Origin of the sequence: Rhizobium sp. WSM4643, from assembly GCF_025152745.1 — a bacterium.
In the GTDB taxonomy this organism is placed as follows: Bacteria; Pseudomonadota; Alphaproteobacteria; order Rhizobiales; family Rhizobiaceae; genus Rhizobium; species Rhizobium leguminosarum_I.
The window spans coordinates 3,502,698-3,517,228 of the sequence record NZ_CP104040.1; the positions used below are offsets into that span (position 1 = coordinate 3,502,698).

At 59.4% G+C, this 14,531-nt stretch carries 12 protein-coding genes and 2 pseudogenes; 6 read left to right on the plus strand and 8 right to left on the minus strand.

The features are described from left to right. Positions 1-10: 10 nt before the first annotated feature. Together N1937_RS17495 and N1937_RS17500 are read left to right on the plus strand one after the other, a co-directional pair. Positions 11-751, plus strand: a complete 741-nt coding sequence (locus N1937_RS17495) for an ATP-binding cassette domain-containing protein (RefSeq protein ID WP_017965924.1) — start codon at positions 11-13, stop codon at positions 749-751. Positions 752-791: 40 nt separating this feature from the next. Continuing rightward, positions 792-1,790, plus strand: coding sequence for an ABC transporter permease (locus tag N1937_RS17500; protein ID WP_222295764.1), 999 nt, complete (start codon positions 792-794; stop codon positions 1,788-1,790). Between the two features lie 60 nt (positions 1,791-1,850). On the opposite strand, the gene N1937_RS17505 is transcribed toward N1937_RS17500, so the two are convergent. After that, entirely contained in the window at positions 1,851-2,900 is a 1,050-nt protein-coding gene (locus N1937_RS17505) for an ABC transporter ATP-binding protein (protein WP_222295765.1), read from the minus strand. Between the two features lie 13 nt (positions 2,901-2,913). Next, a pseudogene (locus tag N1937_RS17510) lies at positions 2,914-3,078 on the minus strand (carbohydrate ABC transporter permease); the annotation flags it as partial. Between N1937_RS17510 and N1937_RS17515 the strand changes: the two are divergent. Next, positions 3,069-4,157, plus strand: a pseudogene (locus N1937_RS17515) (MFS transporter); the annotation flags it as partial. The pseudogenes N1937_RS17510 and N1937_RS17515 sit on opposite strands and share 10 nt — an antisense overlap. Here N1937_RS17515 and N1937_RS17520 read toward each other — a convergent pair. The 3 genes from N1937_RS17520 to N1937_RS17530 form a co-directional block, all read right to left on the minus strand. Beyond that, positions 4,124-5,070, minus strand: a protein-coding gene (locus N1937_RS17520) for an IS630 family transposase (protein ID WP_222282285.1) whose coding sequence is annotated in 2 segments (ribosomal slippage) — positions 4,124-4,729 and positions 4,732-5,070 — 945 coding nt in all. Because the reading frame shifts where the segments join, the coding sequence is not laid out codon by codon here. The pseudogene N1937_RS17515 and the gene N1937_RS17520 sit on opposite strands and share 34 nt — an antisense overlap. A 409-nt stretch (positions 5,071-5,479) precedes the next feature. Then, positions 5,480-6,655 carry an IS91 family transposase gene (locus tag N1937_RS17525; RefSeq protein WP_260056627.1) on the minus strand — a complete coding sequence of 392 codons (1,176 nt, stop codon included), beginning with the start codon at positions 6,653-6,655 and terminating at the stop codon, positions 5,480-5,482. A gap of 13 nt (positions 6,656-6,668) precedes the next feature. Further along, the gene (locus tag N1937_RS17530; protein ID WP_260056628.1) at positions 6,669-7,532 is read right to left on the minus strand and encodes a tyrosine-type recombinase/integrase; all 864 of its coding nucleotides are present in this window, start codon (positions 7,530-7,532) and stop codon (positions 6,669-6,671) included. Between the two features lie 632 nt (positions 7,533-8,164). On the opposite strand from N1937_RS17530, the gene N1937_RS17535 reads away from it, so the two are divergent. Further along, positions 8,165-8,773 carry a J domain-containing protein gene (locus tag N1937_RS17535; protein WP_222386950.1) on the plus strand — a complete coding sequence of 203 codons (609 nt, stop codon included), beginning with the start codon at positions 8,165-8,167 and terminating at the stop codon, positions 8,771-8,773. 178 nt (positions 8,774-8,951) lie between these two features. Here the strand turns inward: N1937_RS17535 and N1937_RS17540 are convergent, their stop codons facing one another. Both N1937_RS17540 and N1937_RS17545 read right to left on the minus strand, forming a co-directional pair. Next, the gene (locus tag N1937_RS17540) at positions 8,952-11,243 is read right to left on the minus strand and encodes a PBP1A family penicillin-binding protein (protein WP_260056629.1); all 2,292 of its coding nucleotides are present in this window, start codon (positions 11,241-11,243) and stop codon (positions 8,952-8,954) included. Positions 11,244-11,390: 147 nt separating this feature from the next. Continuing rightward, entirely contained in the window at positions 11,391-11,597 is a 207-nt protein-coding gene (locus N1937_RS17545; protein WP_026154474.1) for a hypothetical protein, read from the minus strand. Positions 11,598-12,120: 523 nt separating this feature from the next. On the opposite strand from N1937_RS17545, the gene N1937_RS17550 reads away from it, so the two are divergent. Continuing rightward, the gene (locus N1937_RS17550) at positions 12,121-12,672 is read left to right on the plus strand and encodes an ABATE domain-containing protein (RefSeq protein WP_260056630.1); all 552 of its coding nucleotides are present in this window, start codon (positions 12,121-12,123) and stop codon (positions 12,670-12,672) included. Between the two features lie 22 nt (positions 12,673-12,694). Here the strand turns inward: N1937_RS17550 and N1937_RS17555 are convergent, their stop codons facing one another. Beyond that, positions 12,695-13,090, minus strand: coding sequence for a response regulator transcription factor (locus N1937_RS17555; RefSeq protein WP_170258925.1), 396 nt, complete (start codon positions 13,088-13,090; stop codon positions 12,695-12,697). A gap of 414 nt (positions 13,091-13,504) precedes the next feature. Between N1937_RS17555 and N1937_RS17560 the strand changes: the two genes are divergently transcribed. Beyond that, the gene (locus tag N1937_RS17560; RefSeq protein ID WP_170258927.1) at positions 13,505-14,143 is read left to right on the plus strand and encodes a response regulator transcription factor; all 639 of its coding nucleotides are present in this window, start codon (positions 13,505-13,507) and stop codon (positions 14,141-14,143) included. Positions 14,144-14,531: the final 388 nt, after the last annotated feature.

Here is a 14,531-nt window from a genome sequence, read left to right on the forward strand (position 1 = left end):
GAGGAGGCTGGTGGCGGTTCTTGAACTCAGCAATATTTCCAAACATTTCGGCGCCATCCAGGCAGTCAACGATGTTTCGTTTTCACTCGAAGCGGGGCAAGTGGTCGGCCTCATGGGCGATAACGGCGCTGGCAAGTCCACACTGGTGAAGATGATTGCCGGCAACTTTCGGCCGAGCCATGGAACCATGCGGCTCGACGGCGCCGATCTCGTGCTTCATCGGCCGAAGGAAGCACGCCAGCATGGCATTGAGATCGTTCACCAGGATTTGGCGCTCTGCAACAATCTGACGGCGGCAGCGAACGTGTTCCTCGGACGAGAACTGCGCCGCGGCCTTTGGCCTCTTCGCATCCTCGACCACAAGAGCATGTACAAGCGCGCCGGCGAGATATTTCGCGAACTCAAATCCGAGACGCGGGCGCGCGACCTCGTCAAGCAAATGTCAGGTGGCCAGCGGCAAGCGGTCGCGATCGGCCGCACGATGCTGTCTGAAGCGAAAATCGTATTGATGGACGAGCCGACGGCAGCCATTTCCGTGCGCCAGGTGGCTGAGGTTCTGAATCTGATCCGCCAGTTGCGGGACCGGGGCATTGTCGTTGTCCTGATCAGCCACCGCATGCCCGACGTCTTTTCGGTCGCCGACCGCGTGATCGTGATGCGGCGAGGCAGAAAAGTAGCCGACAAGCAGATCGCGGCAAGTTCGCCGGAGGAAGTGACGGGACTGATCACCGGCGCCATCGAACAGGTGTGATCGATGCTATCCGTTGCAACGAGAAGGAAGAAGGTCGACGATGGCGATTACACTTGACCAAACGATCGGACAGAAGCAACGGAGCTGGCTTGCGACGATCATGGGCGGCCAGACATTCTGGGTGCTGATTGCAGTCATTCTCGCCTGCATTTTTCTGTCGATGGCGACGGACTCCTTTGCGACGGCGAAGAACATCTACAACATCACCCGCAACGTCACCTTCGTCGCCATTATCGCGCTGGGCATGACGCTGGTCATCATCACCGGCGGCATTGATTTGTCCGTTGGCTCGGTGCTTTGCCTGTGCAGCATGGTGCTGGCGGTCGTCATGCATGCGGGATACAGCATTGAAGTCGGCATCGCCGCCTCAATCGGTACCGCTCTATTGGTCGGAGCTTTCAATGGCGTCTTGATTGCCTATCTCGGCTTCCCCCCTTTCGTCGTCACGCTTGGCATGTTGTCGATTGCGCGCAGCCTTGCGATGGTTGCATCCAACAATACTGTCGTTTTTGAGTTCGGGCCAGATCACGACAAGCTCCTGGCGCTGGGTGGCGGCGCCTGGGTTTTCGGCATCGCCAATCCAGTGCTTTATATGATCGTGCTGGCACTCGTTACCGGTTTCGTGCTGCGCTGGACCAAGTTCGGTCGCTATGTCTTTGCCATCGGCGGCAATGAGCACGCCGCGACACTGACAGGTGTTCCCGTGCCGAGGATCAAGGTCATCGTCTATATGATTTCTGCCCTTTCGGCGGGGGTTGCCGGCATCATTCAAACCGGCTGGCTCGGCGCCGTCACCACAAACATCGGCGCCGGGATGGAGCTTCAGGTCATTGCCGCCGCGGTTATCGGCGGCGCCAACCTGGCTGGCGGCGTCGGCACTGCTTTTGGAGCCTTGGTCGGCGCCGCACTCATCGAGGTCATTCGTAACAGTCTTGGCCTGCTCGGCATCAACGCATTCTGGCAAGGATGCTTTATCGGTGGGGCAATCGTGCTCGCCGTCCTTTTCGACCGACTTCGCAACTTGCGACAGGGCGAGTAGGCGAATCCGATCCTTGAGAGACTTCTGCGGTTCGCGCCCGCGCCAAGAGCGGCCGCACGTTCAAGCAGTCCGGCCTTGCTCAGTCCGCTTTGTTGTCTGCCCGTTGCCGTTGAAAAAGTGCACCTTCGAGACATCGGCGGTGAGCCCTATTTGGATTCCCGCCTTCATGTCACGACCGTCGTGCAGGACGAGGCAATCGTGCCCGGCCGGCAACTTGACGTGGAGCAGCGTTACCGCCCCGGTATATTCACAAAGCCCGACGGTTCCGCGCAGCGTCCCGTCTCGAGGCTCCACGACGCTCAGATGCTCCGGCCTTATCCCGATGGTCTCGGCTGCGGCATCCATTGCCGTTGCGCCTGCCAGCAAAGGCGCGATATCTGCAGGGAGCAGGTTCATTTTTGGGCTTCCGATGAATTGCGCCACGAAGGTATTTGCCGGCCGCTCGTATAGGTCCCGGGGGGAGCCGACCTGCTCGACGCGGCCGTCGCGCAGAACCACGATCTTGTCGGCGAGCGTCATCGCTTCGATCTGATCGTGCGTTACATAGATCATCGTCGTGGAGAGCCGCTTGTGCAGTGCGGCGATTTCAGAGCGCATGTGCACGCGCAACTCAGCATCGAGGTTCGACAACGGTTCGTCGAACAGGAAGACATCAGGATTTCCAACGATGGCCCGGCCGATCGCAACGCGCTGCCGCTGACCGCCGGAAAGCTCGCGGGGGTAGCGATCGAGCAATGCTTCGAGCTTCAGCGTGGCGCTAGCTTCATCGACACGCTTCTGACGCTCCTGTGCCGGAACTTTGCGGACCTTCAGCCCGAAACCCATATTCTCCCGGACGGTCAGGTGCGGATAGAGGGCATAGGATTGGAAGACCATGGCAACGCCGCGTTTCGAAGCCGGCACTTCGTTGACGACCCGGCCGCCAATCGCAAGTTCACCGCCGCTAAGATATTCCAGCCCCGAAATCAGCCGCAGCAAGGTTGACTTACCGCAGCCCGACGGACCGACGAATACGACGAATTCGCCGGGATCGATCCTCAGATCGACGCCGCGGATGACCTCCACCGCGCCGAAACGTTTTTCGATGCCTTTAAGCGATACACTGCTCATGAACGAAAATTCCTCATCCCTTCACGCCCGATAGCGCAAAACTTTCGATGATCTGCCGCTGGGCGATCAGATAGACGATCAGGATCGGCACCACGGCAAGGCTGGTAGCGGCAAGCTGCAGGTTCCACAGCGGCAAGCCGTAGCTGTCGTTGAAGTTCGACAAGGCCAAAGGCAGAGCTTGGTTTAACGCTGATAGGGGCTGCCATCGGCGCCTTAATTTCGTTGACCTTATCTTCGCCCTTGATCGCCCGGCTCGGCGCGCGTACGACGGCATTCATTACTGTTCTCGGCACGTCTGCGCTGCTGTCGCTGGTACCTTGGATCGGTGCGGCGCCGGTCGTGTTCTGTGTGCTTTTCGTCGAGGGGCTGCTCGCCGGAGCGCTGGAGATCAATCTCAACGTTGAGATCGACCGCATCGAAGCGCAGCTAGGACGCGGCGTGATGAACAGAGCGCATGGTTTCTGGAGCCTCGGCTTCTTCGTCACAGCACTTGTCTCCTCAATCGTCCGCCAAGCCGGCATTTCGATGCAACTCCATCTCGCGGTGACCTTTGTCGCGGTTCTTGTCATCGGTATCTGGACGATTGCCGGCATGCGGAATGCGCCGGCGCGGATCGCGTTGCATGAAGGCAAGGCACAGCCGGTAGCGCTTCCCACCTGGGGCCTCATGCCGCTCTGCGTGATCGGCATCGCGGCCTTTCTCGTCGAAGGTGCCGGGATCGACTGGTCGGCGATCTATATGCGCGACGTTTTTTCGGTCGAGCCCTTCATTGGCGGACTGGGATTGACGCTCTTTACCTTCTGCATGGCGCTGGCGCGCCTGTTCGTCGATCCGCTGGTCGATCGGTTTGGCGCGCGGGCCGTCGCCACGATGCTGCTTATTCTTTCGGCGATTGGCATCTGCGCGGTATCGGGAGCGCCGCATCCCTATATCGCGCTGGCGGGCTTTGCCTTGATGGGCGCTGGTTGCAGCGCGGTCTATCCCCTCGCCGTCTCGGCGGCGGCCCAGCGCATAGATCGAGCGGCGCATCTCAACGTCGCCGCCCTCGGCCAGATGACCTTTGTCGTTTTCTTCCTGGCGCCGCCGCTGCTCGGTTTCATTGCCGAGCATGCTGGAATCCGGATATCCTATCTGGTCTGCCTTCCGCTGATCATTTACGCACTCCTTTCGGCCAAGGCGCTTCCTACGCGCCGGGCTACCGGCGGAGCTAGAGCGGGATTGTTTTATGTCCGTTCATATCCGGCTTCCTTGAAGTAGTTTTGGCACTCTTTCGGCGAGACGGTTTGAAGGGTGGCTGCCAGTGCGTCGTCGATGGCCTGTCGGGTTCGGGCCTGCGCCTTGCGCAGCTCGTGCTTGATCTTGGCGAAGAGTTTTTCGATCGGATTGAGATCGGGGGAATACTGCGGCAGGAAGAACAATCGGGCGCCGGCCTTGCGGATGGCGGCACGGATAGCGCCGGCCTTGTGCGAGCCGAGATTATCCATGACGACGATGTCGCCGGGTTTGAGCTCCGGTACCAGCACCCTCTCGACATAGATGCGAAAGCGTTCGCCATTGATCGGGCCGTCGATGATCCACGGTGCGCTGACGCGGTCGGCCCTGAGGGCTGCGACAAAAGTCATGGTATTCCAGTGGCCGAAGGGCGCATGGCCCAACAGCCGTTCGCCGCGCGGCGCCCAGCCCCTGAGCGGCGTCATATTCGTCTTCGTCCAGGTTTCGTCGATAAAGACAAGGCGAGATGGATCGATGCGATGGCGATGCTTCAGCCAGCGCGCCCGCCGGGCGGCAACATCGGGCCGCTCGCGCTCGCTGGCGACCAACGTCTTTTTTTATAACTCAGCCCTTCCTCATGCACGAAGGTCCGGACGGCGCTGTAATCCACTTTCAGGCCGCGCTCTCCCAGTTCCGCCACCAACCCGCGCAAGGTGAACGCCTGCATGTGGCAGCGATCGATCAGCCAGACCCGATGTTTACCTGAGATCGCCCGTGGCTTGTGCCCGCCCATCTGGCCGGGAGCCGCGCTGCCCGTCTCACGCAAGCGCCGGACCCAGTCGATCGCGGTGCTGATGCCAATGCCGAAGCGCTTTGCCGCCGCTCGACACGACAGGCCCTCGCGCGTTACTGCGCCAACAACGCGTTCCCGAAGATCATCCGAAAAAGGTTTCGCCATCCAGACCAGCCTCCTGCACCGGCCGGAATGGTGAATCTGATTTGCACCAGAAAGGGAATCTGGAGGGTTCTGTGAGGTCCGGGCGCTGGGCATGCGGCATTCACTGATCGGACCTCATTGAAGCCGGATTGAGCGAAGGCGCGGGTTGTTTGGCACTATGGGGATTTAGCCGAGGCGGTGGATGGCATTTGGCAGGATCGAGTCCTGCCGGAACGCGTGGACAGGTCTGGAAGGAGATTGTTAGCGGTCATTGCGGTGTCGTTGACGAGCCTGTTGGTCGGTTTGCATCGACCGAACCCTTGGGGCCGTTGCGTCTCATGTCGCGTCGGCACATTTAGCCAAAGCACTCCCCTCGCGGTCCTTCGACATGCCGACGCTGATCGTTGCAATGATGCTGCGTCTGATATGATCATGAACTGTCGTTCCATGCTGACCGGCAGGTTGGTTGATGCGGCTTCCAGGTGCCGAGGATGCTCATCCTTCCGCCACAACAGGGGCAGCGGTGCGCCACAGATGGTGGCTTTGCGTCCGGCTGTTCGAGCGGCTGCTCCTGCGTTGGGACGTTGAGCAGGCTGCGGCACAAGTCCAGCTTCAATTGCCGATGGCCATTGGCAAGCAGACCATAATGACGAATGCGATGAAAGCCGTCCGGAACCGTGTGAAGCAGGAAACGGCGGATGAACTCGTGAGCATCGAGCGTCATCACCTTCTGCTTGCCGCCCGTTCGATAATCCTTCCATCGGAAGGTGACCTTGTTTCCATCGATGCTGACGAGGCGGGAATTGGAAATAGCAATGCGATGGGTGTAACGGCCGAGATAGGCCAGCACCTGTTCGGGCCCGGCAAAGGGCGGCTTGGCGTAGACGATCCAGTTGACACGCCGCGCTTCTTTGACAGTGCGATTGAATGCGGCTGGATCGGCCAAGCCGGCGATGTCGCCGAAGAACCGAAGTTGGCCCAGTTCGTAGGCCTGCTTCAGCTCGTCGAGAAACAGCCGCCGGAACAGGCGTGACAGAACCCGCACGGGCAGGAAGAAGCTTGCCCGGCAAGCAACCCAGCGGGACTGGTCGAATGACAACCCACCGCCCGACACGATGCAATGGATATGCGGGTGATAATGGAGGTTCTGTCCCCAGGAGTGCAGCACCGCGATGAAGCCGATCTCCGCACCCAGATGTCTGGGATCCGCAGCAAGCTTGCGCAGCGTTTCGGCGACGGCGCGAAACAGGATCGTGTAAACGGCATTCTTGTTCTGGAAGGCGATTGCGGCGATCTGCTGCGGTAGGGTGAAGACGACGTGGAAATAGCCGACCGGCAGAAGGTCGGCCTGCCGCGCGGCAAGCCAGTCACGGCTCGCCTGTCCCTGGCACTTCGGGCAATGCCGGTTGCGGCAGGAATTGTAGGCGATGCGGAGCGTCGCGCAGTCCTGACATTGCTGGACATGCCCGCCCAGGCGAGCGGTCCGGCACATCTCGACCGCACTCATGACCCGGCGTTCGACACGCCCGAGATGAGCGTCGTGTGTTTGACGATATCTTTCCCCGTGGCGGCGAAAAATGTCCGCCACCTCCAGTCCCGCCGCCATGGCGAAGCTATACTCAGCCTGGCGGCACCACCTCCAACGTCAGCCGGTCGAGCGGGCTGGTCGTGCTGCGGATCAGGGTATTGGAAACCTTCGTGTAGCGTGCCGTGGTGGACAGATTGTTGTGGCCGAGCAAGACCTGGATGATGCGGATGTCGGTTCCGCTTTCCAGAAGATGGGTGGCAAAGCTGTGACGCAGCGTATGGACCGTCACCCTTTTATCGATGCTTGCCGCAGCAGTGCACGCCGAACGGCAGGCAGAATACAGAACCTGGACGTCTATGGGCTTGGTCTCGTCCCGGCCTGGAAACAGCCAGACCTCGGGTCTCGCCAGCCGCCAATAGACCCGCAGGATCGCGAGCAACTGCGCTGACAGCATGACGTTGCGATCCTTTCCGCCCTTGCCATGCTCGACACGGATGATGCCGCGTTCGCCATCAATGTCGCGGACCTTGAGATGGACAGCTTCCGAGGCGCGCAGCCCCGCTGCATAAGCTGTCGTCAGTGCGGTGCGGGTTCTCAGGCTCGGAACTGCTTCCAGAAACCGCACGATCTCGTCGCCGTTTAGGATCGTCGGAAGCTTGGCGGGTGTCCGGGCATAGGCAATGCGCTCCGGTATCTCGCCATGACCGAGCGTGACGCCAAAGAAGAACCGCAGGGCACAAACTGTCTGGTTCAAGGCCGGCCACGATAGGCCCGATGATACCAGATGCACCTGAAACGCGCGCACGTCTTCCAGTCCAAGACGGTCTGGCGATCGCCCGAAATAACGCGAGAACTTGGTCACCGCATGCAAATACGATCGTTGCGTCGCTGGCGAAAGATTGCGGATCGTCATGTCATCGATCATGCGCCGGCGCAGCGGGCTTATCTCTGTCATCGTCATCTCCTGTTCAAAGGTTGGCTAAAACAGCCCAATCCTTCAAATCAGAAGCGCATCATGCAAATCCCGCACTCCAAGTGCCGCGAAAGCGGCTTCGTTCAATCCCTGTTCCGATTCCGACTAAAACAATCCCGCTCTAGCGCCGCGCTGTTCGGAGCCTCAACGGTTGACGGATTGTGCTGCCCGTTTCGGCGCCTCGACGAGTTCAGCGAAAAGCATAAGCGAGCACGCCGTGGAGGCGTGCTCGGCGTTCCCACAACGTGTATACGTTTAATGTCCGCGATGAAGTTTCACTTCGCTCAGCCCAAAGCCAGATATTCCTTGGTATTGCCCTTGGACGTTAACGCCTGGATTGCCGTCCTGAACGCGCGGCCGTCAAGATGTGCATCGCGCCCCGAACCTCTGCCAGTGTCTCGAGCCTGCTAGATGCCACCTGGGAGACACTTCGCAGGCATCAGAACACGGGAAATCGAGACGACCGTCGCTGCAGACACCGAGGCGGGTCAGGACGAGGATAAAGTGAGCGAGGCACTGAGGGCCGGTGACGAGCAACAAGTCAAGATGCCGAAACAGGAACCCCTCCTGCATGGTTGCTTGCCGCCTCTCTGCAGATCGCCATATAACGCGCGATGACGTTTGATTCGAAGATTTTCGTAGGCCTGAGGCCAACGCGCAAAAAATCAGCTCCGCTCAGCGAGCTTTACCAGCAGAAATGCCAGTGGGACGGTTGCGAAAGCGGCGGCACCAATCGTGCGCCCGTTGGGCGAGATGCAGAAGGTTTGTACCTGATGTTCTGTCCTCAACATGCGAGGGAATACAATAAGGGTTATAATTTCGCGAGCAATCTGTCTGATCCGGTGACCGCCCGCTATCAGAGGGAAGCAGCAAACGGCAGCCGAAAGACGTGGGGGACCCGCGTTGAGCCGGCGACAGAGACGCCGCTTCCTTCGACCGTTCGCTCCGGTACGGCAAAAACTCTTAACGCACGCAAGATTGCTGCACGACATCAGGCCACGAAAGCCGATCTCCAGCAGCGTAAGCTCAAGGTATTGGAAGCAAAAGCTTTCGAAACGCTTGGCCTTTCGCAGGACGCGACGCCTGTGGAAATTAGGCGACGCTACAAACTGATGCTCAAGATGCACCATCCGGACGCTAACCGAGGAGATCGAAACTCCGAAGATGAACTCCGGGCGGCAATCGACGCCCATAAGATCCTCAAGCTGAACGGATTCTGCTAGATCCGAGACACGCTCTTTGCGGTCTATGGTGAGTGTGAGCTGTAGGTTGTTGACAGATGGATGCAGAGCAACTGGGCAGCGCGACCGCTCGCAGCAAGAGGTCGTCGCATTAAACAATGACGTTCAGCCTGAAGGCGTGAGGCAAGGACGACCGGTGCTCAATCTCTGCCGGGCCACATCACTTTTCGCAAAGCCGTCGGCTTCCGGAATATGGCTGATAAGTACAATCGGACGGACGAAAGGAGCGGTAACTGCGCGAGCAGGCGGTTATATTGCAAGCTTGCGGTGCGCCTTGACCATCGCTCGCCGCTTCTGTCGATCGCACTCCGTTCAGCATCGGTTCGGTCGCCGCCTCGCGCATGAAATCCCGCCAAATATGCGCTGGCAGGGCGCCGCCCGTCACTCCCTTCATCGGCGCGTCATCATCATTGCCAACCCAGACACCGACGACGAGCGCTTCCGTGAAGCCGACGAACCAGGCATCACGATTGTTCTGGCTCGTGCCGGTCTTGCCGGCCGCAAACGTGCCGGGATCTGCCCCACGTCCAGTCCCGCGCTCGACCACCAACTGAAGGAGGCCGAGGAGATCGGATTGGTAGGGCGAAAGATCGACATTCGGCTTTGATTGTAAGCCAATTCGAAAGGCCTTAGGCTGCCCTGCCGCTTGAAAGTCGATGATGCCCCGGGGCTTGACGGGTGCCCTACCGAGCTGGACAGACGCATAGGCGCTGGTGAGGTTGAGCAGATTAACTTCGGATGTGCCAAGCGCCAGAGACGGCGTGTTGGCCAGCGGCGCATCGATGCCGAGTTCGCGCGCCGCGGCAATCACATTGTCCAGACCTACCTCTTCGGCAAGCGCCACTGACGCGGTATTGAGCGATCGCGCGAACGCCTCAGCAAGCGTCACCCAACCGCGATAGCTGCCGCCGGAATTTTCAGGCGACCAGCCATTGATGTCGATTGGCGCGTCCAAAACCTGGTCAGACAAGGTGAGCCCAGCCTTCAATGCTGCGTAATAGACGAACAGCTTGAAGGTAGAACCGGGCTGTCGCATCGCAGAGACCGCACGATTGAACTGGCTTTCCTTGTAGTCACGCCCGCCAACCATGGCAACGACCGCGCCATCGGGCATCATCGCAACTAACGCGGCCTGCGATGCTCCGACCGTCTTTCCCTGACTGTCGAGAGCACTTTTCACGACCCTTTCGGCGATCAGCTGCAACTGCGGCACCAGCGTGGTGCGCACCGTGGTCGAACCTGGTGAGGAGCCGGCGATTTCGCTCGCTTGCGGCGAAATCCAGTCGGCAAACCAACTTCCGGAGCGCGGCGTGGGCGTCGTAGGTTGCAGCCTGGCAAAGCTCGTCTTGGCCTGAGCCGCTTGTGGTGCGGTGATCTTGCCATTGGCCGCCATCGCGTCGAGAACGACCATGGTGCGCTGCCGGGCGCCTTCGAAATTGTCGATGGGATTCCATTGGCTCGGCGCCCGCAGCAACCCCGCCAGCATCGCCGACTCCGGCAGGTTGAGGTCACCGACATCCTTGTTGAAATAGATCCGCGCGGCCGCAGGCATGCCGGTGGCGCCGGCGCCGAGATAGACGCTATTGAGATAGCGCGTCAGGATTTCCCTCTTGCCGAGCTTCCACTCCAGCCAGACCGCGATGACAACCTCCTGAACCTTTCGTTTTATTGTTCGGTCGCTGTCGAGGTATTGCAGCTTGATGAGCTGCTGGGTGATCGTGCTGCCACCCTCCACCACGGAACCCGCCTCCAGGTTCCGCAGAAGCGCCCTCCCGATGCCCCTCGGATCGATGCCGAAATGATCCATGAACCGGCGATCTTCAATTGAAAGGACGGCATCGATCAGATGGGGCGGAAACTGGTCGTATCGAGCATATGGCCCTTGATAAGGTCCCTGTCTCACCAACGGCGTCCCGTCAGCGGTTTCCAGCACCACCACCGGCTTTAACGTTCCATCCCGGATTTCGCTCCAGGGCACGTCCTTGAGTGCCCACGCCAGCAGGCTTCCTGCGAGGAGGCAGACAAGAAGCGCGAATCCAACAGCGAATTTCCGCCAGCCGGCAACGAGCGAAGCGCTGCGGCGACTTTCACGCGGCTTTGAATGCTGATTGCGAAAACGGCGCCCTGCTTCGACCAAAGCAGTCGTAATCCATATGTAGGGAGATGACGTGAACGGCGTCCATGTCTTTAGCTTCGCCCCCCAAGCCAATGCGGCCGTGTTGATCTTTGTCAAAGCTGAACTTGCCTGCAGATCTTGGCGCAGCGCACGGAACAGCGTCCCGACGGCTCGTCTAGTTTGGCTAAAGGATCGATCGGGCGGTTGCGGGTCGTCGACTTGAATGGTTCCCGGCGAATCCGAGGCGGCCGCTTGCGCTGCCGAATCTACTGTCTGATTGCGAGCCGAGCTCGAGTTGCTAACGCTTTCATCTGAGGATTCGGGAGAATTGGGCATCGGTTACCGCTAAAAAGCCAACGCAGCATATCTTTATAGCCGGGCGATGACGTGTGTTCTACCGCAAAAGGCGTCACATGGTTCCGAGCGCCTGGCGATAAACCGAGTTGGTGGGGCACCGCCGCCGGGAACGACGTTGAGCGATCACTATATTTCCGCGTTGTCGTTGAACGGTAGGCCGCGAGTCCTCCATTCGTCCCTCAGTATATCTTCCAGGTCCTCGACAGTGAACTCGTCGAAGTGTGCCCAGAGTTGGACGGCCAGCGACTTCAAATTCGACGTTGTTGCTGGGTCGGTTTCGGCCACCGCGGCAAGCCGATAGATTTCCTCGCGGAGTGCGTCATTCCCCGTCATGTCGCTCCTCATGGCACTGCGCCATCACCTCCTGAGTGATGGCAGGCGGCCATCATGGTAATTCCTAATGCCCTAGGACAGTTCCGATGAAGCTGGCGATTTCAGATGTTGCCCGCTCTATGATCTCGGATCGGCTTTTTTGATCAGTGCCGACGGAGGCAAAGAGGCCGCCCCATGAGGCCGGGCCGGCTGAGGAGCCGGCAGCAACAGCAAACGTCAAGATCCACCGCGATTGAATAGGCCGAAATTCGACCCGCAATTTGTCCCTTCGTCTGTCGAATGCGCGGACGAGACTGCGGAATTTCGACGTCACCTGATGCGACAGGTGGATGCCGAGCTGAGTTCAGCCTTGAGCCCGGCTCGGCGCGTCAGGGGTGCAGTTTGCGACCTTTCCCGGAACGGCGGTGGGCATCCGCCCTGGATTTCGCCAATACGGTCGACAATCGGGGGGATCGACGGGGACCCGATCTCCTGCACTCGTATGATGATGTCGTCGTCCTCGCACCACGGCCCGGCCTCATAGATGAAGAACAAATGGCCGGACTTAGTGCGTTTGCTAAAGCTCATCCCCCGCAGAGCCGAGACCTCATTGAAAGAAGCGGTGATCCTTCGTGAAGCAATCTATACGCTCTTCCTATCGGAAGACGCTCGCCAGCCTTACCCGGATCTAGCTTCCGAAATCGTCCACGACATTGCCAAGAGGGCTCGCGCCCGGCAGGTGCTATCCAAAACCGAGGACGGTTTTCGGTGGCTGCTGCCTCTTAAGGACCCGGGCGACCTCGTTGCGCTGTTCGCCGTTTCGGCAAGTGATTTGATCACCGGGCGCAATGGGCGCCGCCTCATCCGGGAATGCAAAGGCGATAATTGCGGGTGGTTGTTTCTCGTTACGTCAAAGAGCGGACGGCGGCTTTGGTGTTTCCGAGGCCACCTGCGGTACGCACGCACGCGTAAAGCGGTTTTGAACGAAGCATCGATAGAGATGCGGAAGTCATTTGCTGCGGCTCTTGATGAGATACGAACCACGGGCTTCACAGCCTCTCTTTCCAAGATGCTGAAAGTCGGCCTTGTGGTGTAACCCACAACAGATCTCTGCGACCTCAAGAACCGCTTTCGCCTTCGCCGTTGGGAGCCAGCGCAGAACGGATGTAATCAAGCAAAAACTGTCCGTTGAACGGTTTTGTCAGGCAGCCGACGACATCCGCGTCCAATGCTGACGCGCCCATATTATTTTCCGGGAAGGCGGTGATCAGAATAGTCGGAATGCTCTTGCCCAGTGCGACGAGCCGGCGGTGCAGATCGAGTCCGCTCGTTCCGGGCATATTGATGTCCGTCACGAGGCAGGCCGTGCGGCGGATATGAGGCGACATCAAGAAATCATCAGCGGATGAAAAAGACTCGGCGTCAAATCCCATCGACCTCATGAGCCCCTTTATAGCGTCCCGCATCGACTCGTCGTCGTCGACGATCGCAATCAGAGGTCTCTTGATTGGCACTGCCGCCTCCCAACTTCGCCGGCCGGCATCGTGCCGAATTAGCGTTGTGGCGCGCTTGACTGGAGGGGTTTAGTATTGAACGGCGACAAAAGCGTCGCAAGCTATACAATCGTATAGATTGTCTAAGACTTGCGCGCGCTTCATCGCCGGACATGTGGCGCATCGGCAAGCCATGGCAGACTGCTGGACGCGCAAGCGCTTTTGCGGCCGCTCGCATCTAGCCTTGTGGCCGCGGTCGTTATCGCGCATTCTGATGTCCGAAAGAAGGCCCGTTTCGGCATTAGCGAAGGAGAGTGGAGGAGTGTTCTCATCGCGTGACCGGCCCTATGCTGGTTGGGCTTGGCGCGCTGCTGCTGCAGTGCGGGTAGATAGTATATATCCCAAAACGTCGATTCATCTTGGGAGTTCTGACGATTGACCGAGGCGCCAGCAACCATCATTGTCATCGATGATGACCCGGAGATCCGCGAGGCGCTTGGCGGTCTGCTGCGTTCCGTCGGCTTTGCCGTCAACCTCCTTGCTTCGGTCGGCGACTTCATCAGATCTGGGCGACCCAACGGACCGACCTGTCTCGTGCTCGATGTCCGCCTTCCGGGGCAAAGCGGTCTTGATTTTCAGCTTGAGCTGTCGCGAGAAAATATTCAGTTGCCGATCGTCTTCATCACCGGGCACGGCGACATTCCCATGTCAGTCAAGGCGATGAAAGGGGGCGCGGTCGAGTTCCTAACGAAACCGTTCCGAGACCAGGATTTGCTCGATGCCGTTCACGTCGGCCTGGCGCGCGACCGCGCGTGGCTTGAAAATGAAAAGTCCTTGGCGACGGTCAGAGCGCGTTTCGATAGCCTGACGCCGCGGGAACGCGAGGTGATGGCTTTGGTGGTGACCGGACGACTCAACAAGCAAATTGCAAGTGATCTAGGCGTGAGCGAGATTACCGTGAAGGTTCACCGCAGCCAGGTCATGCAGAAGATGGGTACCAGATCCCTGCCGGAACTCGCGCGTATGGCTGACAAGCTGATGCTCGCGCCGGGAAAGCCGCAAACGCACTCGTAAAAGTCTTGGCTCTGCGTATAGCTCACCCCCTCCCCATTGGTAATCGATCCTTCCTGGTGGCCGATAGCCCCGGCGAGAGCCCTCCTCTATGATGCGGGTTTTCGTCCTCCACCTCCTCCTCCCAGGCCGTATCGCTCCCGATCGGCCCACCTTGAGCCTCCCCACGCGGCGGGAGGCTCTGGCTCCCTTTAGGCCTCAGAGCGGGCAAGACACTTTCGTCTTCAACAGCGACAACGAATCGCAACCGTTGGCACGACACGCCGAAGCACGCCGATGTTGACCATGTGCTGGCCTTGTATCTTAGGCGACTCCGCGGCCGTACCACCTGCCCGGCTGCTGGGTAAGACAAGGAGAGAGACCGTCACCCCGATCGTCGTCGGACCCGGAC